This window comes from Halioglobus sp. D3-4, from assembly GCF_055809315.1.
Map to the genome: position 1 here is coordinate 2,263,294 of NZ_CM147907.1, position 22,486 is coordinate 2,285,779.

The 22,486-nt window shown below is 54.8% G+C and carries 18 protein-coding genes and 1 tRNA gene; 8 read left to right on the forward strand and 11 right to left on the reverse strand.

What is annotated here, in order from left to right:
- Positions 1 to 73: 73 nt before the first annotated feature.
- The 3 genes from AC0L6S_RS09740 to AC0L6S_RS09750 all read right to left on the reverse strand — a co-directional run bounded on the left by AC0L6S_RS09740 (position 74) and on the right by AC0L6S_RS09750 (position 3,081).
- Positions 74 to 826, reverse strand: coding sequence for a hypothetical protein (locus AC0L6S_RS09740; protein ID WP_473428290.1), 753 nt, complete (start codon positions 824 to 826; stop codon positions 74 to 76).
- A gap of 95 nt (positions 827 to 921) precedes the next feature.
- The gene (locus AC0L6S_RS09745) at positions 922 to 1,611 is read right to left on the reverse strand and encodes a glutathione S-transferase family protein (protein ID WP_473428291.1); all 690 of its coding nucleotides are present in this window, start codon (positions 1,609 to 1,611) and stop codon (positions 922 to 924) included.
- Between the two features lie 24 nt (positions 1,612 to 1,635).
- Entirely contained in the window at positions 1,636 to 3,081 is a 1,446-nt protein-coding gene (locus AC0L6S_RS09750) for an aldehyde dehydrogenase family protein (RefSeq protein ID WP_473428292.1), read from the reverse strand.
- Positions 3,082 to 3,434: 353 nt separating this feature from the next.
- Here AC0L6S_RS09750 and AC0L6S_RS09755 point away from each other — a divergent pair, with 353 nt between their 5' ends.
- The gene (locus tag AC0L6S_RS09755) at positions 3,435 to 3,581 is read left to right on the forward strand and encodes a hypothetical protein (RefSeq protein ID WP_473428293.1); all 147 of its coding nucleotides are present in this window, start codon (positions 3,435 to 3,437) and stop codon (positions 3,579 to 3,581) included.
- 15 nt (positions 3,582 to 3,596) lie between these two features.
- On the opposite strand, the gene AC0L6S_RS09760 is transcribed toward AC0L6S_RS09755, so the two are convergent.
- Together AC0L6S_RS09760 and AC0L6S_RS09765 are read right to left on the reverse strand one after the other, a co-directional pair.
- Positions 3,597 to 4,634, reverse strand: coding sequence for an AAA family ATPase (locus AC0L6S_RS09760; RefSeq protein ID WP_473428294.1), 1,038 nt, complete (start codon positions 4,632 to 4,634; stop codon positions 3,597 to 3,599).
- 21 nt (positions 4,635 to 4,655) lie between these two features.
- Positions 4,656 to 5,702: an aliphatic amidase gene (locus AC0L6S_RS09765; protein WP_473428295.1), complete on the reverse strand. Its 1,047-nt coding sequence runs from the start codon at positions 5,700 to 5,702 to the stop codon at positions 4,656 to 4,658.
- An 859-nt stretch (positions 5,703 to 6,561) separates the two neighbouring features.
- On the opposite strand from AC0L6S_RS09765, the gene AC0L6S_RS09770 reads away from it, so the two are divergent.
- The 4 genes from AC0L6S_RS09770 (at position 6,562) to AC0L6S_RS09785 (ending at position 15,375) form a co-directional block, all read left to right on the forward strand.
- A complete protein-coding gene (locus AC0L6S_RS09770; protein ID WP_473428296.1) occupies positions 6,562 to 7,821 on the forward strand; it encodes an ATP-binding protein in 1,260 nt (419 codons plus the stop codon).
- Positions 7,818 to 11,915, forward strand: coding sequence for an NACHT domain-containing protein (locus AC0L6S_RS09775; RefSeq protein ID WP_473428297.1), 4,098 nt, complete (start codon positions 7,818 to 7,820; stop codon positions 11,913 to 11,915). The genes AC0L6S_RS09770 and AC0L6S_RS09775 overlap by 4 nt, the downstream gene beginning before the upstream one ends.
- Positions 11,916 to 13,201: 1,286 nt before the next feature.
- Positions 13,202 to 14,068: a phage integrase N-terminal domain-containing protein gene (locus AC0L6S_RS09780; RefSeq protein ID WP_473428298.1), complete on the forward strand. Its 867-nt coding sequence runs from the start codon at positions 13,202 to 13,204 to the stop codon at positions 14,066 to 14,068.
- A 218-nt stretch (positions 14,069 to 14,286) separates the two neighbouring features.
- The gene (locus AC0L6S_RS09785; RefSeq protein WP_473428299.1) at positions 14,287 to 15,375 is read left to right on the forward strand and encodes a tyrosine-type recombinase/integrase; all 1,089 of its coding nucleotides are present in this window, start codon (positions 14,287 to 14,289) and stop codon (positions 15,373 to 15,375) included.
- A 32-nt stretch (positions 15,376 to 15,407) separates the two neighbouring features.
- Here AC0L6S_RS09785 and AC0L6S_RS09790 read toward each other — a convergent pair.
- Positions 15,408 to 15,484, reverse strand: a tRNA-Arg gene (locus AC0L6S_RS09790).
- A 246-nt stretch (positions 15,485 to 15,730) separates the two neighbouring features.
- Between AC0L6S_RS09790 and AC0L6S_RS09795 the strand changes: the two genes are divergently transcribed.
- The gene (locus AC0L6S_RS09795) at positions 15,731 to 16,054 is read left to right on the forward strand and encodes a hypothetical protein (RefSeq protein ID WP_473428300.1); all 324 of its coding nucleotides are present in this window, start codon (positions 15,731 to 15,733) and stop codon (positions 16,052 to 16,054) included.
- A 30-nt stretch (positions 16,055 to 16,084) separates the two neighbouring features.
- Here the strand turns inward: AC0L6S_RS09795 and AC0L6S_RS09800 are convergent, their stop codons facing one another.
- Both AC0L6S_RS09800 and AC0L6S_RS09805 read right to left on the reverse strand, forming a co-directional pair.
- Positions 16,085 to 16,504, reverse strand: coding sequence for a hypothetical protein (locus tag AC0L6S_RS09800; protein WP_473428301.1), 420 nt, complete (start codon positions 16,502 to 16,504; stop codon positions 16,085 to 16,087).
- Positions 16,505 to 16,594: 90 nt separating this feature from the next.
- The gene (locus tag AC0L6S_RS09805) at positions 16,595 to 17,005 is read right to left on the reverse strand and encodes a hypothetical protein (protein WP_473428302.1); all 411 of its coding nucleotides are present in this window, start codon (positions 17,003 to 17,005) and stop codon (positions 16,595 to 16,597) included.
- Between the two features lie 80 nt (positions 17,006 to 17,085).
- Here AC0L6S_RS09805 and AC0L6S_RS09810 point away from each other — a divergent pair, with 80 nt between their 5' ends.
- Positions 17,086 to 18,297 carry a patatin-like phospholipase family protein gene (locus AC0L6S_RS09810; protein ID WP_473428303.1) on the forward strand — a complete coding sequence of 404 codons (1,212 nt, stop codon included), beginning with the start codon at positions 17,086 to 17,088 and terminating at the stop codon, positions 18,295 to 18,297.
- A 5-nt stretch (positions 18,298 to 18,302) separates the two neighbouring features.
- Positions 18,303 to 19,286 carry an LLM class flavin-dependent oxidoreductase gene (locus tag AC0L6S_RS09815; protein WP_473428304.1) on the forward strand — a complete coding sequence of 328 codons (984 nt, stop codon included), beginning with the start codon at positions 18,303 to 18,305 and terminating at the stop codon, positions 19,284 to 19,286.
- 57 nt (positions 19,287 to 19,343) lie between these two features.
- Here AC0L6S_RS09815 and AC0L6S_RS09820 read toward each other — a convergent pair whose 3' ends face one another.
- From AC0L6S_RS09820 to AC0L6S_RS09830, 3 genes are all read right to left on the reverse strand, one after another.
- Positions 19,344 to 19,937: a hypothetical protein gene (locus AC0L6S_RS09820; protein ID WP_473428305.1), complete on the reverse strand. Its 594-nt coding sequence runs from the start codon at positions 19,935 to 19,937 to the stop codon at positions 19,344 to 19,346.
- Positions 19,938 to 20,043: 106 nt separating this feature from the next.
- On the reverse strand, positions 20,044 to 20,757 hold the full coding sequence (locus AC0L6S_RS09825) for a YebC/PmpR family DNA-binding transcriptional regulator (protein ID WP_473428306.1): 714 nt from the start codon (positions 20,755 to 20,757) through the stop codon (positions 20,044 to 20,046).
- A 315-nt stretch (positions 20,758 to 21,072) separates the two neighbouring features.
- Complete coding sequence (locus AC0L6S_RS09830) at positions 21,073 to 22,314, reverse strand: OmpP1/FadL family transporter (RefSeq protein ID WP_473428307.1); 1,242 nt, start codon at positions 22,312 to 22,314, stop codon at positions 21,073 to 21,075.
- Positions 22,315 to 22,486: the final 172 nt, after the last annotated feature.

Here is a 22,486-nt window from a genome sequence, read left to right on the forward strand (position 1 = left end):
TGGCAATTCACACCGACGTACAGCAATGAGTGCAATCAGTAGTGCCACAACTGCATAGCGTGGTTAGTGGCAGCTATTGATTCACTCCTACCACATACTGGCTGGACCATAGAATCGGGTCAGCGCAATCCAACAACGTGTTCTTATGATTGCGCAGGTGCTGGCCGGCTTCGGTGTTGCGCAGTTCACGGTCGTAGCTACTCCAGGCAATGGCATTCTTATAACCTTCATAGACGACCACATCCGGCGCGCTAGATTCAAGCGGGAGCAATGCCGTCGAAAACGCGGGAGCCTTGTCGCCCATTCCTTGCATGACGTCGTGCATGAGCGAGAACAATTTCCACAGTTCTTCCTCGGAGGCACTGTCGATAAAATGACAACTCTGCGAAGCGATTAGTACAGGCCCGGCCGGAACGGACGCACCAGGATTACCCAGTGGAAAAATCATCTGCGCCCTACTCGTGATCGCTGTGCAATCGGCAACAGAGGAGAAGCGCTCCTGCACGGCTGGACCAATGCCACTGGCTTCCCAGGCGTCAGCCGAAGTATCGAAGGTACTGCTGTCCAGATGGACATTGAACCAGGCATAGTCGATCTCGACATCGCCCTCTGTCAAAGTCCACAAGAACGAAGGCGGCAATACCAGCCCGGCCGTATCTGCCTGGGAAACCATGTAATCCCTTGCCATGAGCACATCATCGACGCTTTTCCCCTCGTTGTAGGAACAGGCCCATGTCTCGGCAATCATCGGTGAAGGTTGTGCGTCGGCGGCCCACGCGGAAATAACCGGTATACCCAAAAGCATTATCAGGCTGATGATTTTCATTGTGAATCTTTCCATACCAGAACCGCCGCCAGCCATAAAAAAGCGCCCACATTGAGTGGGCGAAAGAATGTTATAGCTTGCCGGTCGGATTTCAGTCAGTTCGGTGCCACCTCGTCGACCCTGTCCATCCAGGCACTGATCTGGGGATAGCCTTTGAGAATCTCTCGCGCTTCCGCCGCATCCATCAGGCAGCGCATTTCGGCGATAACCGAGAGATCCGCCAGACTGATGGTGTCTCCTACCATCCAGCCCTCCTCGCCCACCAGAGCCGCGACCGCAGCGATATGGCGCTCTACATCGGCAATAACCTGCTCGCGTGTCTTGCGACCCAGGCCCTGTGCAGCGACCAACTGCTGACTGCCACTTAATACCAGGGCCAGCGCCTGCTCTTTCGTCACGTTGGCCGGCATGGTTTCCATCATCTTGTCGAGACCCACGCGCAGATTTCCCTCCCAGGAGAGCCGCATGGTAATTTCGTAGAAGTAGAGGCTTTCATCTGCCCAGTCTTCCGCTATATGCATCTGCGCTTTCAGTTTAGGGTCCGCCGGCACCAGTGGCCGCTCCGGGAATTTTTCCTCGAGGTAATAGGCGATATCAGTGGAGTCACACACCGGGATATCACCGTCCTGCAGGGCCGGGAACTTGCCAAATGGACTGACGTGCTTGAGCTCGCCAACCGCAGTGCGATCGACCTCGTGGATATCAAAGGCGATGCCCTTGTAGTTGAGGATGCGTCTGACCTTTTCGCACAGGGGCGAGGATTTAAATTGATATAGCGTAATCATGGTCGGTCCTGCGATGAACGGTGATTAGGTCAACTTGATGGAAATATTCTTGAGCTGGGCATATTGTTTGAGCGCAACCATGCCTTTCTCGCGGCCGATACCGCTCTTCTTGTAGCCGCCCAGCGGATGCTCCACGCTGCCTTCCAGATAGTAATTTACATAGATCTGCCCGGCCTGTACCCGTGCCGCCACGCGGTGGGCACGGCCCAGATTCTGGGTCCAGACACCTGCCGCCAACCCATACTCGGTATCATTGGCGATGGCGATCGCCTCCTCTTCCGTATCAAACGGAATGAGCACGCCGACGGGGCCGAAGATCTCCTCGCGGGCAATACGCATATCGTTGCTCACATCGCCGTAGATTGTCGGCTTGATGTAGAAGCCGTTTTCCAGGCCTTCTCCTTCGGCTTTTTCCCCTCCGGTGAGCAGGGTGGCGCCGTCCTCATTCGCCACGTCGAAGTAGCTGAGCACTTTTTCGTACTGATCCCGGTTGGCAATGGGCCCCAGCGTCGGCATGGGCTTGTCGCACCCCAATGGAAGATGCTGGGCTGCACCTGCCAGCATCTGCGAAAACTGATCGTAAATAGACCGTTGCACCAACACGCGACTGCCGGCCAGGCAAACCTGTCCGCTATTGGCGACAAATCCCAACAACACGCCCATGGTCGCCGCCTGGAGATCGGCATCCTCGAAAACAATATTCGGTGATTTTCCGCCCAGTTCCAGCGTAACGGCCATTACTTTCTCCGCGGCAATGGCACCGATGGCCTGGCCAGTTTTCACCGAACCGGTGAACGCGATTTTGCTGACATCGGGATGTGCAACCAGCGCCTCCCCTGTATCGGCTCCCAAACCGGTAATGACGTTCCAGACGCCGGCTGGCAAACCCGCTTCGACCGCCAACTGCGCAAACACCAGCGCGGTTACCGATGTGTACTCGCTCGGTTTGTGGACAATACAGTTGCCCGCCGCGAGCGCTGGCGCAATACTGCGCGCACTTTGGTTCAAGGGCGCATTCCACGGGGTAATAATGCCCACCACGCCATAGGGCTCGTACACGGTGTAGGAATGCTGATCCGGACCGACAGGAATCGTCTCTCCCTGCAGCGATGGCGCCAGACCACCGTAGTATTCAAAGTAGGCCGCTGCAGTCCCCAGAAGCATCGCAGCGGCAGCGACCGGCGCCCCCATCTCCACTGACTCCAGCTTCGCCAGCAGGCCAATATTGTCGCGTAGCTTGCGGCCCAGATCGGTAAGAATCCTGCCACGTTCCAGTGGGCGCATATCCGCCCACGCCGCTGCAGCCGCCTTGGCGGCAGCGACGCTGGTATCGACATCGACGCTGTTGCCCTTGGCAATGCGTGCGGCAAGGGTGCCGTTAGCGGGGTTGATGGACTCCAGATATTCGCCCGAAGCAGGCGCCTGAAACTCGCCACCGATGAAGTGTCCGTAAGTCTGTGGGTTCTGCATAGTGATACCTTAAAACAGTGATTACTTAATCAGGGCTTATTGCGTTTATTCCCGCAAAACTGTTTTCATAAGAGCCGGCTTATCCGCCTGCTGCCAGCGCATAGGTGCTATCTGCCTATTCGCGGCCAAGCGACGATCACTATGCAACACCACCTTCTTACTTGTCAACCACTTAGTATTAAATTGTTACGCTATAACCTAGCGTAGAACACAAATATCTCACGGGATATAAACTGACAAGAAACCGGGTTGATCGATTTCTGATAGGCCGCCTAAAAGGAGATTGCGCGAGCTCCAGGTATCTTTTCAATAAACAGATCAAAGCCTCTTGGCTGTAATCACCGGCCGCATTCGTGGAGACGGAAACTATCGGCGCGGATGACATCATCTCGTTCACTGTCGATCGCGGCATGCTTGCCACTGACGCAGACCCGCTTGGTTTTATTCAGGATCCGATGCCTTTATCGAAATGGGTAAAGCTCTTTCCAGACGGTGAGTAATGCCCCAACTAAGCTCTACATCCCGGAAACCCTCAGCTCTTTGTTCACCACGCTCGCGAAGAACTCGCTCTGCTCAGGCTGATCAAACATTGCTCTGGCCAGCAATGGCTCAAGTACTGTACGAATCTTACGACGCATGCCCCTCGCACCAAAACGCTCATCGTAGCTTTGCGACAAATAGCTGATCGCCGAAGCATCGCAACTTATTCGGGCGTCCTTTCGAGCAAGGCGCTGGTTTAATTTTTGAATTTCCAGCTCAATAATGTGGTGTTGGCGACTGGCGTCTAGCCTATTGAAGGGAACAATGCGCTCTATGCGATTCAAGAATTCCGGGTCAAAGTGCGCATGTAATGCCCGATCGAGGACTTTGCTTTCATCACGCGCTTTCAATCCGAAAACGTGCCTCCAGCCACGTTGGTATTTTTCGAGCTGCCGGCTGTACTCTTTTGCCCCGATGTTACTGGTCATAAATATCAGGGCATTGGTAAAATCGATTTCTTTAGCACCCGAGGTTAAGGTTAGCTTGCCGGTATCGAGTACATTCAGAATCGCGCGAACAACATCACGGCTGGCTTTCTCTATCTCATCAAACAACACGATACCTGGCGCACTGTAGCTGCCTTTAATCGCATCGATATTAAACAGGGTTTGCCCTTCTTTACTGCCAACATACCCGGGTGGCGAACCGGTGATCGCCGCACTGTAGTGTGCTTGCGCAAGCGTATTCATGTCGATGCGACACATGTGATTGGCATCCCCATGAATGGCTTCACTGAGCACAAGCACAATTTCAGTTTTACCGACGCCCGTAGGGCCAAGAAAAAACAGTACCGCCAGTGGGCTTGTCCTGGAAGAAAAATCCGCTTTCACTGTAAAAAGCATGGCTTCCATTTCGGCCAGCGCCTGATCCTGGCCCACGATGCGATGCCGCAACAGAGCCATGACGTCCTCTGGGTCAAAGCGAAAACACGAAGCGCGGGCAATCCTGCGTTCGGCATCCGCGCGCGCCACGCGCTCCTGTTGATGTTCGAGTTGTTCGTTAATAAACGGCAAGATTCGTAGCCCTCGCGCCGTTTACGCTCCCGCCTCGGACTCTTTACCTTCTATCGGTAAATCACCCACCGGGCATTCAGCAACGCCAATCGTTTTACGCGTCATAGCTTCGACATCGGCCTGCGCTCTTTCGGCATCCATCACCCATGTGCGATAGAACTCAAACGGGCAATCCGCAATACCTTTGTCCCCGTCACCGGAGTTGTGCACGCCGGTATACCCGCGGTGGAGTAGTTTAAACAGGTGGTTCTGCGACTGATCATTGGCGCGTGCATCACGAATCTGTGATACAGATAATTGCGCATACTGCACACCCATATCTTCTTCACCGCACTCACCGAGCGTACGGCCATCGAAGCCGATAATGGCCGAGTGACCAAAATAGGAATACACCCCATCGAACCCGGTGGCGTTGGCAACGGCAACATAGGAATTGTTCGCCCACGCCATGGTTTTAGCCATCATCACTTGCTGCTCCTTGGCCGGGTACATATAGCCCTGACATCGAACAATCAGTTCCGCGCCTTTCATTGCACAATCACGCCAGATTTCAGGATAGTTACCGTCATCGCAGATTATCAGGCTTATTTTCAAGCCTTTTGGCCCCTCCGATACATAAGTACGATCCCCCGGATACCAGCCTTCGATCGGGCACCAGGGAATACATTTACGGTATTTCTGAACAATCTCTCCTTCATTGTTAATTAACACCAGCGTGTTGTACGGGGCCTTGTTGGGGTGCTCCTCGTGACGTTCGCCGGTCAGCGAAAAGATGCCCCAGGTATTGGCTTCTTTACAGGAGGCGCTGAAAATATCAGTTTCATCGCCGGGGATAGTCGCAGCGGTGGCCATCATTTCATCTTTGTCGTACATGATGCCCATCGTGCTGTATTCCGGGAACACCACTAGATCCATGCCAGGTAAACCGATTTTCATTCCCACAATCATTTCGGCAATATTTTTCGCGTTCTCCCGTACTTCCTCACGCGTATGTAAGCGCGGCATTTTATAGTTGACGACGGCGACACCTACGGTGTCGTCACTGCTGGATATATCTCCGTGTCGCATAGTCAAGCTCCGGATTTGAGTCACGTTAAGAGTCGTCCCTTAGCATGTACCGAGCGGTTCCGGCCTTCTATACGCCCTTCTCTCTACCTGAATACGGTAAATGACGCATTCGAACGGGCAAATTACGGGTAACTTTCCGGATCATCTGCAGTGTAGTCCATTAAGTGTACAGGCGGAGACGCTGTGACCAGCTGGCTGGAACCTAAAACCAGAATCAATCGGGAGCGGATGAAGGCTCATCCCCCGTTAACTGCGTAGAGCCCGTATCATTTACCGGAGAGCTGGATCACCCGATGGGTGTGGGACATTGGTGGACGTTTTCTGACTTGAGGCAGCACCAAAGTGGATTGTGAGTGCAGGAAGAAAAATGCCCTGAAAACAAAAAAGGCCTAGCATCGATTCAATGCTAAGCCTTTGATTTATATGGCGCGCCTGGCACGATTCGAACGTGCGACCGCCTGGTTCGTAGTTATCAACTAAAATTCTAACCAGTTGTTTTAGAAATACTTTTTGGTGGGACGCTCGTTGCAAACTGCGCCACCGTGCTCAACCATGTAGGACTCAGTCCGGCAGAAGCCCGGCAGCCAGCACACGCGCAATATAGATCGAGAAATCTTTTGAGTAATTGTGTGTACCCCTAAACACAATGTCGGGGGTCTAGTAAGCCCCCCACCATGACCCCCGGCCTGCCAAGCATGCCTTTCTCTGCCTGTACCTTCGTGTGGGTCACACTAGCTTGCAATTTACGATGTCAATTGGCTCAGTATTTAATGCAAATTAACAAGCTCCCATTTTGCCGGTTGCCATGGGCATGGAATCACATTAATATACTGAGTAATTTTACTCAATAGATTAATATATGATTCTACCCTATCGACGAATTCAGGCAGTAACGCTATCCGAACGGCTGCACGAAACGCCGCGTTTCATAATCATAGTCGCCGGACCACGCCAAGTGGGCAAGACAACGATGGTGCGTGGTGTACTCGCGGACTATCCACCCGAAAATTTCACTTTCGCAGCCGTGGATAGCCCAGACCGAGAGGTGTCAACGCTGATACGGGAAGACCAAACTACTGTGCCTACCCCGCGAAAACATGCAGAGCCCCGGGATAGCGCTTGGCTCGTAGACGTGTGGCAACGAGCCCGTACCGCAGCAAGGAACAATACCAAGGGGCACGTACTAGTGCTTGATGAAATTCAGAAAATTCCGCGCTGGTCGGATACTGTAAAGGGTCTGTGGGATGCCGATCGTGCTGAGGGTCTACTATTGCAAGTCGTCCTGCTTGGCTCTTCGCCACTACTGATGCAGCAGGGTATAAGCGAAAGCCTCGCCGGGCGATTCGAGACGATACATCTAGCCCACTGGTCGCTTAGGGAAATGGTTGACGCCTTCGATTTCGACCTCGAAGACTACCTCTATTTTGGCGGCTATCCAGGGAGCGCTCCGCTGATTCACGAGGAAGCTCGCTGGCGTGACTACGTGAATACCAGTCTCATCGAACCCAATATCGAAAAAGACATCCTGATGATGACGCGAGTCGACAAACCTGCGCTGCTGCGCCAGTTATTTCAACTCGGGTGCCGCTATTCGGGGCAGGAGCTTTCATACACAAAAATGCTAGGCCAATTACAGGACGCGGGTAACACAGTGACCCTAGCCCACTATCTCAACCTGCTGGGCAATGCAGGCCTGATTTGTGGTCTGCAAAAATACGCCGGGCAGGACCACCGCCGCCGTGCTTCCTCGCCCAAACTCAACGTGTTGAATATGGCCCTGATGTCGGCCGGCTCTGGATACAGCAAAGCTGAAGCTCAAGCCGACCGCAGTTACCGCGGTCGCGTGGTGGAAAGCTCAGTTGGTGCGCACCTGCACAATACCGCCTCGCCAGAGTGCCGCATCCACTACTGGCGCGATGGAACCAATGAAGTGGATTTCGTGCTCGAACGCGGCGAGCAACTGGTCGCGATCGAGGTGAAGAGCGGCACCGTACATGGGACGCTCCATGGTATGGCCGCGTTCCAGAAAAATTTCGGTGATTGCCGGCAGGTACTAATTGGCGACGGAGGTATAGCTTTGGCCGAGTTTCTTTCCTATCCCGCGGAGCACTGGTTATGAGTTACTGTGCCGATCCCACCCTGCTGGTACCACGCACCTGCACAACAGATGACCACCAAAGCAATGGACATAAAACCCGTCTGCTGGCGAATTTGCGCGATGTGCCGGCCTACGTGCTTCTCGGTGATCCAGGCGCGGGAAAAACCAGTTCCTTCAAGCAGGAAGCAAACGCCACAGGCGGGCACTACGTTAGGGCACGTAGTTTCGCTAATTTAGAACCGAACCGAGTACCTCCCAATAGCATTCTGTTTATTGACGGGCTTGACGAAATGAGGGCTGGCGGCGGCGACGGCCGCACACCTCTTGATTACATTCGGAGAAATCTCGAGCGCTTGGGTCGACCGCGCTTTCGGCTCTCGTGCCGTGAGGCTGACTGGTACGGTGATAGCGACCGCGCCGCCCTGCAGGAAGCTGCGCCAGGAGGCTCGATCACCGTGCTGCACCTTGACCTGTTGAGCGATGCAAACATTCAACTACTGCTAGAGCGGAGATATGGTGTGGCAGACCCAGAAGCCTTCATTCTGCAGGCTGACAACAATGGACTGACCGACCTACTGCGCAACCCACAGACGCTTAGTTTACTGACCAGCGCCGTAGGCAACTCCTCGTGGCCCGGCAGTCGCACCGAGACCTATGAACTTGCCTGTCAGCAATTGTTGTGTGAATCAAATCTGGAACACCGCGCGGCTAGGCGCAACTCCGCACCGTCACACAATGAACTGATAGATGCGACTGGATTCCTCAGCGCCATACTCTTACTTGCCGGCTTAACCGGCTTCGCGCTGGACGACGACGCAGAAAATAGCCAGCACGTCCTCTGGCGGAATCTCTCCTCGCCACACGACCTACCTTTGCTAGATGCACTTACAAGCGGATTGTTTCAGCGTGACGAACGCGAGCAACAGAGAATCCCCGTTCATCGCAGCATCGCTGAATTCCTGGGCGCTAGATACCTGGCGGAACAGGTCGCATCAGCGCGCCTGCCACTAGGGAGAGTCATCGCGCTTATGGTTGGAAAAGACGGCGGAATCGCCCCCGATCTGCGAGGGCTAGCCGCTTGGTTCGCAGTGCAATGCAGAAGCGCTCGCTCTAAACTCATTGACCTTGATCCACTCGGTGTCGTGCTCTATGGCGATGTGCGCAACTTCCCGACGGATGACAAGCGCCACGTACTGGCCACTCTAAAAGAAGAGGCCATGCGGTACCCACACTTCCGTTCCGAGAACTGGACGGCCGTGCCCTTTGGCGCATTAGCCACACCAGATATGTTGCCAGTATTTCAGGAAATGCTAGCTACACCATCACGTAACGAAGCGGACGTCGCGCTGCTCAATTGCGCGCTTGACGCGCTTCGCTACGGCCCTCCAATAACAGAAATTGCCCTGGAGGAGGAGCTGCAACGTCTTGAGGAACTACTCAACAAAGTAGTGCGGGATGCGAGTTACCCATCCCACATCCGTCACTCGGCTTTGGAGGTTTTGCTGCGTGAACTGCCACGCAACGCAGCCAGTCTGGTTTCCCTTGCCAGAAATATTGAAGCAGCACTGGTCGAAGATCATGATGACCAGCTGCTCGGAAAACTGTTGACAGATCTCTTCCCAAGATTCATTCGGTCGGCAGAAGTGTTCGACTTCCTGCGCCCCGAAAAACGGGATAACTTCATTGGTAAGTTCCATATGTTCTGGAGTCGCCAGCTACCAGATGGGGTACCGGATGAGCTGCTGCCAGAACTTCTAGACGAACTGGTAAAATTCAGCCAAACGCCAAGTAAATCACTCAAACACCTTCACGTAGAGCGCATGGCAGGCCGGCTACTAGCCCGCGTGCTCGATACTTACGGCGACAACACTGAGGAAGCGCGGTTATATCATTGGCTGGGCACCGGCCTTGACGAGTACGGAACTTCGCGCATAGATGCCGAACAGCAGAAGAGGGTCTCCGATTGGTTGACAGCGCGACCTGCGCGTTACAAGGGGATACTGCTTGAAGGCGTTCAGCGCTGCATCGGTGAGACTGACCTTCACTATTGTCTGTATAAAGTCACCTCTCGCTTATATGGTGCCATTCCACCGTCAGATATTATCCCGTGGTATCTAGAACGGGCAGCTGCCGAACCGCACGACGAACTCAAACAGTATTTCTTCTCCCGCGCAGCGACGCTGCTTCTGGCTTGGCAAAGTGGACAAGACTGGTTGACGCTGGATGCTCTGGACTATCTTGCTCCCTGGATGAGACAGCATCCCGAATTCGAGAGTGTCCTGGAACCTTTTACATCCAAACCATTAAATGACTGGCGAAAGGAAGAGGCGGCCAGAACGCGAGAATGGGACAAGAAGCAAGCAGAGCGCATGGAATCCTGGCGCAGTCACTTTCGCGAGCAGCTCGACGCGATTCGTGATGGCAGCGCCCCTCCATCGGTACTCTATGAGCTAGCTCAAGTGTATCTCAACCACTATTCCGATATTCAGGGTGAAACCCCGCGCGACCGTCTAGAGCTGTTTCTTGGTGGCGACGAGACGCTTGTCGATGCCGCTTATACTGGCTTTCGACGGTGCCTTGGTCGCGACGATTTGCCGAGCGTTGCGGAAATCGTCGATCTTGAAATTGAGGGGCGTATGCACTTCATTCGCCAGCCATGCCTGGCAGGCATGGCAGAACTCTACAGTAGTGATCGCGAAGCGGCGATGCAACTTGACGAGGATATTCTTCGCAGGCTCCTGGCCTTTGGCTTTACCGGGCTCACTAATGATACGGAATGGTTCGAAGCACTGGTACAAAGATGGCCCGCGATAGTGGCTGAGGTGCTAGTCGCCTACTCACTACCATTGTTGCGCAATGGGCATGAACATGTACGCGGGATATGGGAACTTGCCAACAATACCGATTACGTTGAGGTTGCTCGGCTGGCGGTACCAGACTTGCTGCAAAGCTTTCCGTTACGAGCCAAGAATCGCCAACTGTCTAATTCTCTTGACCCATTGCTTAAGGCTGGGCTACGCCATATAGACCACGCTACCCTAGATACAATCATCGCGGAAAAACTGAACAAGAGCAGCTTGAGTGCACCGCAGCGTACTTATTGGCTCGCCTGTGGCTTACTAGTTGCACACGAGTCATACGAAACGACACTCGTTGAACACGTTGGTGCGAGCAAGGCGTTACGCGGTCACCTCGGCGCGTTCTTCCACGAACGCAGTCAGAACACTGGTTTTAGCAATACTGCCTTACCTGAATCCTCATTAGGACTGCTGATTGAACTTCTAGCGCCGGACAGCCCTCCAGAGCGCTTGGTACGGGGAGGCTGGGTCAGCCACCCAATGCAGACTGCCGAAGAGGTTCGCAGTATGATCGACACACTAGGTAGCAACGCAAGTGAAGCTGCTAAACAGCAACTGGCACGCCTCCTGACCCTGCCGCAGTTAACGCCGTGGCACAACCGCCTGCGACAAGCGGCCCATACCCAGCGTATTGCATGGCGCAAGGCAAGTTTTCGCCAGCTCAATGCCATAGAGGTCTGTAGGACACTTGCCAATAGAGCGCCGGCCAACGCCGCCGATCTCGCCGCGCTGACCTACGAGTGTATCTGTGGCCTCGCCTACAAGATACGCGACGGCAGCACCAACGACTACAAGCAATACTGGAGCCTCGACGAGTCGAACAAAAGGCCAGCCAGATCTAAGCCAGAAAACGACTGTCGCGATGCCTTGCTTTCCGATTTAAAGGAACGGCTAGGTCAGTTCGGCGTTGATGCAATCAAGGAGGGTTATTATGCCGAAGAAAAACGTGCCGATATCCGAGTCTCTTATGGCGGCGCGATGGGCTTCAATCTGCCCATTGAAATAAAAAAAGACAACCACTCCGATCTATGGCGCTCTATTCATGAACAGCTGATCGAACGTTACGTCCGCGACCCCGGCACCGATGGTTACGGTATTTACCTTGTATTCTGGTTTGGCGGCGAAGGTATTCCCATGCCACAGGAAGGAAAAAAGCCGCGCAACGCTACAGAGCTCAAACAGCGTCTACGCGCGATGCTTACAAAGGAAGAGGAGCGACACATTTCCATCTGTGTCATTGATTGCGCCCTGCCTTAGTATTCCGCGACACTTTTTCGCAACGTAGTATTAATAATTCGGGCGACAGTCAACTCCCCCGGTTTCTGCGCATAACATAGTCGGATAACGACGAGCTCGAAAACCTTGTTCATCTGATTAGCCAACGCGTTGGACGCTACTGAGCCACATCAAGATCAAACCCAACGGGAACGGCAACTGCCACCAGGCCGCGCGCTCATTCGAGGACAAAATTGATCTTTTCCGGAGGCATCTGTGTGCTACGTGATGCTCGTTGGCAGTGGCTTTTGGCATCGGATTCTGTCGTGGTCTATTGAGAACTACGCGACATTCTTCCGAATTCACCAGCAAATCCATTGGTCGTCATAACCTAGACGACAGTATAGAAATCTCCGGGGGCACCCAAGAAGCCTACAATCACCACGACAAATAGTGCGCAGCGTCAGGTCTGCAGGTGTACTTTGCTACACTACCCGGAAAAATCTCCAGAGCAGGAGGCGGAACTGCCCACGTCACTGCCAAGCGCAGCGGGTAGTGACGTGGGTGCCCGCGATCTACAGTATTAATCTCAATATCACGTCTGCTCCATGTGTTTTCAAGGGTGGTTCCACTGGAACCACCCCTTCAAATGGATATCTGGGTTCAAAAACGCTATCAGTACCGCCGAGGTGCCATTTTCCGACCGGGTCCTGACAATCAAAGCACCAGGCGTCCGAAAAAAACACCACCGATTGGGGCTGAATTCTCTGTGACACCGGTATTATGGGTTTGTATAGTAGGCCCACTTGTCGCTACCACTGCGCTTAAAGTGGTAAGGAAGACCCTACCTTGCGTAAGCAAACGGGGTAGGCAGAATCTGGATGTTTTGGAATCTGCCAAACAAGTCAGTCAGGACCATTTTTGACGCAGCGGTCATTGATGATCGGGTCCATCTTCACTCTATTGCAGTGCCGCTTCATCTGGGTACCGCATCTTCAAATCTCTCCCGCTTTTTAGTGGGATCTGTTCTATAACCGCTGTGATATCCGGTCAAAGTCGACCGGGCTGTTCCACAGTCTCTTCAACCACGCAAACGCACTGGCGGTCAGTGCGCTCTGCTCAACTTAAAAAGGAGAAATCCACCACCAGCCTGAGGCTGGATAACCGTTGGTTTGCACGGGCCAGTTTTCTTGCGAAAACACACCGTGCTGTCTATGGCCAGACACATTCAGGTCAACCGGGATTGGTGTCCCGTGATCGTACCGCTTGCGGACCTGCGCAGCATTGTTGCCAGGTGATCAGAAACACTCACCGATGGAAACAACACTATGCGAGACCTGAACTACCAACTGAAACTCTTGTGCAAACACAGCCATGAAGGCAGCTTCGAAACCCGCGTAGGCCGTGAGCGCCAGTTGAGCGCAATCGCCAACCAGTTGCACGAGCTGGGCTTTCGACAATTGAAAGCCTCATCGCTCAAACAAAAGCATGTTCAGGCACTGGTGGATCAGTGGCTGAAACAAAAACTCTCTCCCGGCACCATCAAGAACCGGATGAGCTGTTTACGCTGGTGGGCGGAGAAGGTTAACAAGCGGGCCGTGGTGGCCAGCTCCAACGATTTCTATGGGATACCGGACCGACAGTTTGTATCCGAGCGGAGCAAGGCCAAAGATCTATCGAAAGAACAACTCGCTCAGGTCAAAGACCAACACGTCAGAATGAGCCTGCGGCTACAAGAGGCGTTTGGTTTGAGACGGGAGGAAGCACTCAAACTCCAGCCTCGCTGGGCAGACCGAGGCGAGTACCTGCAGCTCAAGGCCAGCTGGACCAAAGGCGGGCGCGAGCGCACGGTGCCTATCCGCACCATTGAGCAGCGAACCGTACTGGAAGAGGCCCTGCGACTTTCTGGCCTTGGTTCCCTGATCCCTCGGGATCGAAGCTACATCGAGCAACTCAGAATCTACGAGCGCCACACCGCCAATGCCGGGTTATCGAAAATGCACGGCCTGCGCCACGCGTACGCCCAGCAACGCTATCTGGAACTCACCGGCTGGCCCTGCCCTCATGCTGGCGGGCCATCCAAAGGAGCGCTGACCGGGACTCAACGCCAGACCGACCACCAGGCCCGCCTTACCATCAGCACAGAATTGGGCCATGTGAGAGAGCAGATTACTGCCGTCTACATAGGGAGGTAGGCGATGCAGATCCAGCCCCGTCTGATCCGGCTTCGCGACGCACCCAGTTACCTGGGTATGGATCGCAACCGATTTAACCGCGAGGTGCGCCCAGCCCTGACGGAGATCCGCATCGGTCGGCAAGGTGTCGCCTTCGACCGCCTTGAAATGGACGCCTGGGTAGACCAATATAAACGGTGCAACGGGCGTCCCGACTCTACTTTGAAAGGAGAGACATTATGGGACGCAAGCGAAGCCCGGGGCTTCGGAATCGAGGCGGGATCTGGCATATCGAAAAGCAGATCCTCGGCCACAAGATTCACGAAAGCACTGGAACAAGCAACCTCGAAACGGCGGAATTAATCCTGGCCCGCCGCATTGAGGAAATCAGGCAGGCCACCGTATTCGGGGTCAGACCGCGCAGGGTATTCCGGGAAGCGGCAGCAAAGTTTCTTGAGGAGAATCTGCATCTGGCCAGCATCGCGGATTACGCGACGCATCTGAAACAGATGGATCCCTATATCGGGGACCTGCCAGTGGAAAAGGTGCATTTGGGAAGCCTCCAGTCTTTTATCAAAGACCGGCGGCAGAAAGGCATCAAAACCAAGAGCATCAACCTCGCGCTCAGCGTGGTCAGACGAATTCTGAATCTGGCTGCACGACTCTGGCGCGATGACAATGGAATGACATGGCTGGACACACCGCCACTCATCCAGATGCTACCGGTAACCGATGCCCGACCGCCCTACCCACTATCGTGGGAAGAGCAACGTACGCTGTTCAAGGCGTTGCCCGATCACCTCGCCCGTATGGCGCTGTTCAAAGTCAATACGGGCTGCCGGGAACAGGAAGTGTGCCAACTGCGGTGGGACTGGGAGGTCGAGGTTCCGCAGCTGCGCACATCGGTATTCATTGTGCCGGGAGCAGTGGTCAAGAACCGGGAGGATAGGCTGGTGGTGTTGAATCGAGTTGCCATGTCGGTGATCGAACAGGTACGGGGTAATCACCCCGAGCATGTCTTCACTTACAAAGGTAAGCCAGTTCAGACCATCAACAACAGCGGGTGGAAAACGGCGCGCAGGAAAGTGTGTCTATCCCAGGTCAGGGTACACGACCTGAAGCACACATTCGGTCGCAGATTGCGCGCCGCCAATGTGTCATTGGAAACCCGGAAAGTGTTGCTGGGCCATCGCAACGGCGACATCACGACACACTACTCCGCCCCCGAGCTTGAGGAGCTTTTAGAGGCGGCAAACAAGGTCTGTGAGGAAAAGTCCGGCAAAACTCCGGCACTGGTTATGCTGAAACAAAAAACGGCTAACGCGTGATGCGTTAACCGTTTGATAACTGCGGAGAAATTTGGCGCGCCTGGCACGATTCGAACGTGCGACCGCCTGGTTCGTAGCCAGGTACTCTATCCAGCTGAGCTACAGGCGCGTGAGGGGCGGTACTATAGGGATGGACTCCTTACGAGTCAAGGACTTAGAGACCTTGAAAGACCAAGAAATCCGCGCAAACGGGTCTGCGGGAAGGCGCGACGATCTTCAGCCGCGCTATAACCAGATAAACCCACATGATATAACCAAATAAAATAAGTTATTATTTAACACATTCTTTATGTGAATATCGTGTCGATTTGGCGTAGATTGGAATCCTGAGGTTCTCTGCCGCCGAGAAAGCGTCATGATAAGACTACTACTTGCGCTTGCAATCATCACCATGGCCACCGCCAACACCAATGCGGCCGATCAGTTCGGTTTTATCCAGTGTGGCGTCAAACTCGGTAGCAAGTACCTGACCTACAAACCCAAGCCGGAAGAAAAGAACAGGAAAGATTCCCGCCTGAGCCATGTGGCGGGGATGGTACATGCCGAACCCCTGGTGTTCACACTGCCTGACAGGGGGTTCTCTTCAATGGCTGCTGACCGCGCAGACACGTCGCTGGCGGTCGAGTTTCGCCTACCACCCAAAGTCACCGTCGCCAGTGTCGGGTGCTCCTGGCGTTAGCACTGCGGGCCTAGCCTCCGCGGCCGAGGCTTAATCGATAAACCCGGGCTCGGAGTTCATGTAGAGGCGTATCGGCCAATTGGTATCCTTGCCGAGTCGAATCACCAGACCATAGTTGTCGCTGTCATAATCTGCCACCCATTCATAGCTGAATTCGATGGGCTTGGGCTTCTCTTGCGCGGGCGGCTTCTTGCCGATTACCAGTACTTCCTCGATATCGTCGCGGTTTCCCAATCCGGCTTTCGGGATGGCCACGGTGATCTTCTGCGTATCGTCGGTATCCCCCGGCTGGATTTCCACCAGCTCGGCGCCGATGATGTCACCGTTGGGGCCTTTCACCAATTCCAGCCAACCGGTTTGCCCGCTCTCAGCCTGCGCGTGCACGACACCGGGTAACGCAAACAGCACCGCTACAGCGGCTACAAATCCCACAAACACATTCGAGCGCATAGAAACCTCTCCTTAATTCAGTGATCGATGCCATTCCTGTCAGGATAGCGCAAAGCCGATGGCGAACAAGTGTGCCAGATCAATACTGTATTAATTCGGCGTATTAAAAGGCGGGTGTCCGCGCTTCTCGCGCAACCAGTTTAGCCCGCGCAACACTCCGGGCTGCAACACGAGCCAGCGCTCAACGCGATATTTGCCGGGGAAATTCATCAACAGCAAACCGATCAACAGCGTCAACACACCCTGCCCCGGTGTCACCAGCATGATGAGGCCTGCCAGAATCAACAGTAACCCGAACACATTTTTTATCACACCCAGGGCCAGAACAAGTAAGGGCTTGTCCGAGGAATCACGCCATGCGTGCCGATCCTCGCAGGCGAAGTAATCCTGCGGCAAACGCGTCACCACCCAGGGGATCGCCACAATGGTGGCGATTGCCGCGAGCAGCGACAGCCCGCTGGCCCACAGCAGCGGTTCTTGCCATGTCGTGAGAAAGTCCATCGCGCTATCTTAGCACCTGTACGGCTGCGCGACGCCAAGGAACTTGGCACTCGTACCAGAGCATGCGATGATCGCGCCCCATGCAAAACTTTCCAAACACCCTTCGCGCGCCACTGCTTTTCGCCTGCTGCCTGTTGCTGAGCGCGTGCTCCGCGATATTGCGCAATCCGGTTCCGGAGGATCAGTACACTCAGGTCAGCGTATTGGGCCGACAGGACTTGCGCATCTGGGGCGATCACCGTGCGGGAGAGCCGCAAGCCGGCCTGATGCCGCGCGACATCGAAACACTGCAGCGGGACTTCGGTGGCATTATGCACACCGAGCACAACTACCTGGCAATATCCGGTGGCGGTGCCGATGGCGCCTATGGTGCAGGCGTGCTGGTGGGGTGGACCAAAGCGGGTACCAGACCAGAGTTCACAATGGTCACCGGCGTAAGTACCGGGGCCCTGACAGCGCCGTTTGCGTTTCTGGGCCCGGATTATGACGATGAGCTCAAGTTGCTCTACACCACACTGGAGAGCTCCCGTATCTTTTTCCGTCGCGGCGTTTTCTCCATCATACGAGGTGATTCCGTGGCGGATAACTCTCCCTTGATGGACATGCTGGAAGAGTATGTGACGGATGAAATGATCGCCAGGATCGCCGCGGAGTACCGCAAGGGCAGAATCCTGGGCATCGGCACCACTGATCTGGACGCCGGGCGCCCGGTTATCTGGAATATCGGGCGTATCGCCAACAGTGGGCAGCCGGGTGCAGCCAAGCTCATCCGCCAGGTATTGCTGGCATCAGCCTCTATCCCCGGTGTATTTCCACCGGCTTATATCAGGGTACAGACCCCCGATGGGAAAACCTACGATGAAATGCATGTAGATGGTGGCACCTCTGCGCAGATGTTCCTCTACCCGACCAGCACAGACTTCAAGCAGTTGAGAAGGGGTCTGGATATCCAGGGCACACCGACGGCCTATGTGATCCGCAATTCCCGTGTCGAAGCCAGTTACGAACCGGTCAAGGCGCGGTTGACGAATATCGGAGCGCGCTCGGTGGACTCCCTGATCCGCACACAGGGTATCGGTGACGCGTTCCGGATAGCTGCCATCACCCAGCGCGACGGCGTCGACCTTGAATTGACATGGATCCCGATGAGCGCTCCGGCAAACCCCGGCGAGACACTGTTTGATCCCGCTTATATGTCAGCGCTGTTTGAGTACGGCTACCAACGGGCTGTCAATGGCACTGCCTGGACAAATGTGGATCTGGGCAAACTGGTTTATCAGGAGAGCAATTAGCACTCATGGCGCTGGCATTGTCTGTTCTGGATCAATCCCTGGCGCGTTCGGCAGACGAAGCGGGGACCGCTCTGCAGGAAACACTGCAAATGGCGCGTTGGTGCGAAGAACTCGGCTATACGCGATTTTGGGTGTCCGAGCATCACGCTTTTCCCTCGGTAGCCGGCAGTGCTCCGGAGGTGTTGCTTGCCGCAATAGGCGCGGCAACAAACCATATTCGCATCGGTTCCGGTGGCATCATGCTGCCGCACTACAGCCCCTACAAAGTTGCCGAAGTATTTTCGCTGTTGGCCAACCTCTATCCCGACCGGGTGGACCTCGGTATCGGCCGGGCACCCGGCGCCGACATGTCCACCGCTGTTGCGCTGGCCACCGACGGCCGCCCCAAATTTGACGCCTTTCCCGCGCTGACTGAAAAACTCAGCGAATACCTGTGGTCGGATAACACCAGCCCCGTTGTCAGCCCCCGACCGCCCAGAAATATTCCCCTGTGGATGCTGGGTTCCAGCCCCGAAAGTGCCGTGCTGGCCGCGCAGAGGGGGTTGCCTTACAACCTCGGCCTGTTCATCAATCCGCAGGCTGACCCCAGGTTGATCGGTTTGTACAAATCGCGATTCCAGCCCAGCGAGAAACAAGCGCAACCCTATGCGATTCTCACCCTGAGCGTGTTCTGTGCGGACACCGCAGAACAGGCCAACGCACTGCAGTTGACCTATGATCTCAACCTGTTTCGCTTTTTTACCGGCAAATCCAATGGCCGCTCGCTGACGCCACAGGAGGCCCTGAACTACCCGCTCGGCGCCCACGAGAAAGCCTTTATCGCCAGTCGCGAGAGCAGTCGTGCTTCGGGCACACCGACACAGGTCAGGCAGCGCATAGAAGAACTGGCAGCCCTGCATCAAGCGGACGAAATTATGGCGGTGACCAATATCTATTATCTGGAAGATCGCAAACGCTCGTTCGAGCTTTTACGGCAGACGTTCGAGTAGCGTTGAGGGGAGTGGGCTGCAGGCCGCCTCTCAACGGCCCGCTGCCAGGATGGAGCTTTACTTATCGACGGCCTCTTTGGCTTTATCGGCCGCTTTCTTGGCAGCATCAGTAGTCGCGTCGGCGGCATCTTCAACACTGTCGGCAGCATCGTCAGCCATATCACCTGCGCTGTCGGCGGCGTCGCTGGCGGCATCTTTCACGCTATCGGCTGCATCACCGGCCATTTTACCGGCACTGCTGGCAGCATCTTTAACGCTATCAGTGGCTTTATCAGCCATATCACCGGCAGAATCCGCTGCGTCACTGGCCGCGTCTTTGGTCGCATCATAGGCGTCTTCAGCCGCATCGGCTGTCGCATCATACGCATCGCTGGCGGCATCGGCGGTTGAGTCGTAGGCATCTTTAGCGGCATCTGCCGTGGCGTCATAGGCGTCAGAGGCGGCATCTTTGGTTTCACTGTATGCGCTGCTGGCCGCATCACTGACTGAATCGGCCGCTGACTTGGTCTTTTCAGTAACGGTTTCAGTGGCATCCTTGAGCGATTTCTGAGCCGACTCCATAACGTCCGGCTTATCGTCACCACCGCAGGCCACAAGGACGGAAGTCACCAGGGCAAGCGACAGTGAACCTATCAATTTCTTAGTCATCATAAATATCTCCAAGGTGATTACGGTGCGACAAAAGGTGATGTTGCGCCACCAGCTTTCAACGGCTCAACATCAATGTATAGAAATATAACACCCTCTATGCCGGGCGTCACCCGGCGTTGTGGTATACGTTTTGCACGTCTTCCAGATAATCGAGCAGGTCCACCAGGTGTTCCAGCACACCCTGATCGTCTTCACTGAGTGCCACCGTTGCCTGGGGTACGAACTGAATATCATCCACCTCGAACTCTATACCCTCGAACGCATCCAGCAGGGCCTGCTTGGCCTTGTAGTACTCCGTGTTGGGAGCAAAGACAGTGATCTTGCCGTCGTCGCATTCGATATCGGAGACATCGACATCTGCCATCACCAGAGCTTCCAGTGCCGCCTCTTCATCGTCGCCGGCAAACGCCAGAATCGCACTGTGATCAAACAGGTGACTGACATTCCCCGGCGAGCCCAGTTTGCACTTGGCTTTATTGAAACACTGGCGTACATCGCCAAAAGTACGGTTCGGGTTATCTGTCAGGCAATCGACAATCACCGCACTGCCACCCGGGCCAAAACCCTCATAGCGTGCGGTGGAGAAATCCTCGCCCCCGACACCCTTGGCCTTGTCCAGCGCTTTCTCAATAACATGCGCCGGCACCTGGGCACGCTTGGCCCGTTCGATGACGCCGCGCAGTGAGAGGTTAGCCGTGGGGTCCACCCCGCCGGCCTTGGCCGATACATAGATTTCGCGCGCATAGCGACTGTATACGCGCGCCTTCATATCAGACGTCTTAGCCATCGACTCCTTGCGATTCTGATAGGCCCTGCCCATAGTGGTACTCCGTAGTGTGAGGATTCAATTCCCGATTCAGGGCTGCAATATAATCGCTGAGGCGCGCAGTATCCAGTGAGCGTCATGCAAAGGCTTGACATAAATCGTCAATCCCGGGGAACAGGCCACACGCACGCTCAATGGAGATAGGCACTCGGGAGGTGGGAATCGACGCTCTGAATGAGGCTAAACTATGTAACTATATGCGGCGACACATTCGAATTCGCCACACCTACCACTGTGGTACACATGAAACGGCTGATTCTCAGGGCAAAGATGCAGCGTGGCAGATGTGGTGGCAGGATACCCGGTTGGCTAAAAACTCCAGTTCGCGTTAATCGCCACTTGCACGCCGCTGTTGTAATCAAAATCACCACCAAAACGTGAGGCGGTGATACGCGCTCGACCCAAATCCATGTACATCAGGTAGCCACCCACGGTGAGGTTATCTTTCAGCTTATAGCGCGCGCCGCCCGCATAGCGTATCTGCCTGTCCACCGGCAACTGTGCGTTACGGTCCTCCGAATCGACAGGACTGGAGTCATAGGCCACACCGCCGGTGAAATCCCACTTATCTGTCAACCTGTATTGAGCACCCCATGCAATGTGATAGGTATCTTTCCACTCTGTGGGGATACCCGCCTCGCGATCCTGGGTGGAGACAAGTACATTATCCAGCGCACTCCAGTTATCCCAGCCTACGGTGAAATCCACACTCCAACGTTCATCCATGTCCTGATGCACAGAAAAGCGTATCGTCTGAGCAAAGTCCAGTTCAGTATCAGTTGAAACGCCGCGTGTTCCTATTGCAGCACCCAGGCTGCTGTCGGCAGGTATATTAACTTTGAGGTCACCATCGAATTTGATATTGATCTCGCTCTGATAATTAAGCCCAAACCGGGTGGCGTCAGACAACTCATACAAGGCACCCAGCGAAAATGCGGGTTTGAAATCATCACCGTTGAGTTCGCCCTTACCATCCTGCAAAGCGGGGTCAATACGCGGCACCGCCATATCCAGTTTCAGGTCAGCGTAAATGGCCTGCGCCGACACACCCAACGACAGACGCTCGGTAACCTGGTACGCCAATGCCGGAGCAAGAGACAGCAAGGAGAGTTTCACTTCGGTGGCCTGGTAGCGTCCCACCCAATCATCGTGGTAGTTCATCCCTGCGCCTGCCAAACCGCCGAAGAAAACGCCGGCGCTCCACTTTTCGGACCCCAGATCATTAATATAGGCCATGGTTGCCAACGGCGTGACGACACCGGCGTTGCCACCATCCTCATAACCCATGCGCGGGCTGCTATAGCTGATGTCGAAATTCATGTCGCCGAAAATCGCGCCGGCGGAAACGAACAGTTGGCTGCCTTCCTGACGCAGAATACTGGCTGGATTGTAGGCAATGGTCATCGCCTCATCCGTGCCCGCCGCGGCTCCAGCCGCCGCCCGTCCACCAGCGAAATCGCCGAATTCATTCAACCACAGGCCACCAGCCGAGGCGGTCCCGGCACTGAATACACTTGCCAAAATGGCACAGCCCCTGAGCGTTCTCTTCATGCCTACTATTCTCCCGTCCAAATGCCGTAATGAGCCCATGATTTCCAGTTCGGCATTTATACCAGTTTTCGGCAAAAATAACGCTAGCGACTTACCCCATTTTTCACAATTCGTCGCAAGATCTCAATCACGGTGCACCGTATACGCCGCAGTAAGTTTGACATTTGAGCCC

Bases quoted from the DNA above. Each gene is read 5' to 3' on its own strand.
- AC0L6S_RS09740 (WP_473428290.1), bottom strand. From the start codon at position 826: ATGAAAATCATCAGCCTGATAATGCTTTTGGGTATACCGGTTATTTCC.
- AC0L6S_RS09745 (WP_473428291.1), bottom strand. From the start codon at position 1,611: ATGATTACGCTATATCAATTTAAATCCTCGCCCCTGTGCGAAAAGGTC.
- AC0L6S_RS09750 (WP_473428292.1), bottom strand. From the start codon at position 3,081: ATGCAGAACCCACAGACTTACGGACACTTCATCGGTGGCGAGTTTCAG.
- AC0L6S_RS09765 (WP_473428295.1), bottom strand. From the start codon at position 5,702: ATGCGACACGGAGATATATCCAGCAGTGACGACACCGTAGGTGTCGCC.
- AC0L6S_RS09770 (WP_473428296.1), top strand. From the start codon at position 6,562: ATGATTCTACCCTATCGACGAATTCAGGCAGTAACGCTATCCGAACGG.
- AC0L6S_RS09775 (WP_473428297.1), top strand. From the start codon at position 7,818: ATGAGTTACTGTGCCGATCCCACCCTGCTGGTACCACGCACCTGCACA.
- AC0L6S_RS09780 (WP_473428298.1), top strand. From the start codon at position 13,202: ATGCGAGACCTGAACTACCAACTGAAACTCTTGTGCAAACACAGCCAT.
- AC0L6S_RS09785 (WP_473428299.1), top strand. From the start codon at position 14,287: ATGGGACGCAAGCGAAGCCCGGGGCTTCGGAATCGAGGCGGGATCTGG.
- AC0L6S_RS09795 (WP_473428300.1), top strand. From the start codon at position 15,731: ATGATAAGACTACTACTTGCGCTTGCAATCATCACCATGGCCACCGCC.
- AC0L6S_RS09800 (WP_473428301.1), bottom strand. From the start codon at position 16,504: ATGCGCTCGAATGTGTTTGTGGGATTTGTAGCCGCTGTAGCGGTGCTG.
- AC0L6S_RS09805 (WP_473428302.1), bottom strand. From the start codon at position 17,005: ATGGACTTTCTCACGACATGGCAAGAACCGCTGCTGTGGGCCAGCGGG.
- AC0L6S_RS09810 (WP_473428303.1), top strand. From the start codon at position 17,086: ATGCAAAACTTTCCAAACACCCTTCGCGCGCCACTGCTTTTCGCCTGC.
- AC0L6S_RS09815 (WP_473428304.1), top strand. From the start codon at position 18,303: ATGGCGCTGGCATTGTCTGTTCTGGATCAATCCCTGGCGCGTTCGGCA.
- AC0L6S_RS09820 (WP_473428305.1), bottom strand. From the start codon at position 19,937: ATGATGACTAAGAAATTGATAGGTTCACTGTCGCTTGCCCTGGTGACT.
- AC0L6S_RS09825 (WP_473428306.1), bottom strand. From the start codon at position 20,757: ATGGGCAGGGCCTATCAGAATCGCAAGGAGTCGATGGCTAAGACGTCT.
- AC0L6S_RS09830 (WP_473428307.1), bottom strand. From the start codon at position 22,314: ATGAAGAGAACGCTCAGGGGCTGTGCCATTTTGGCAAGTGTATTCAGT.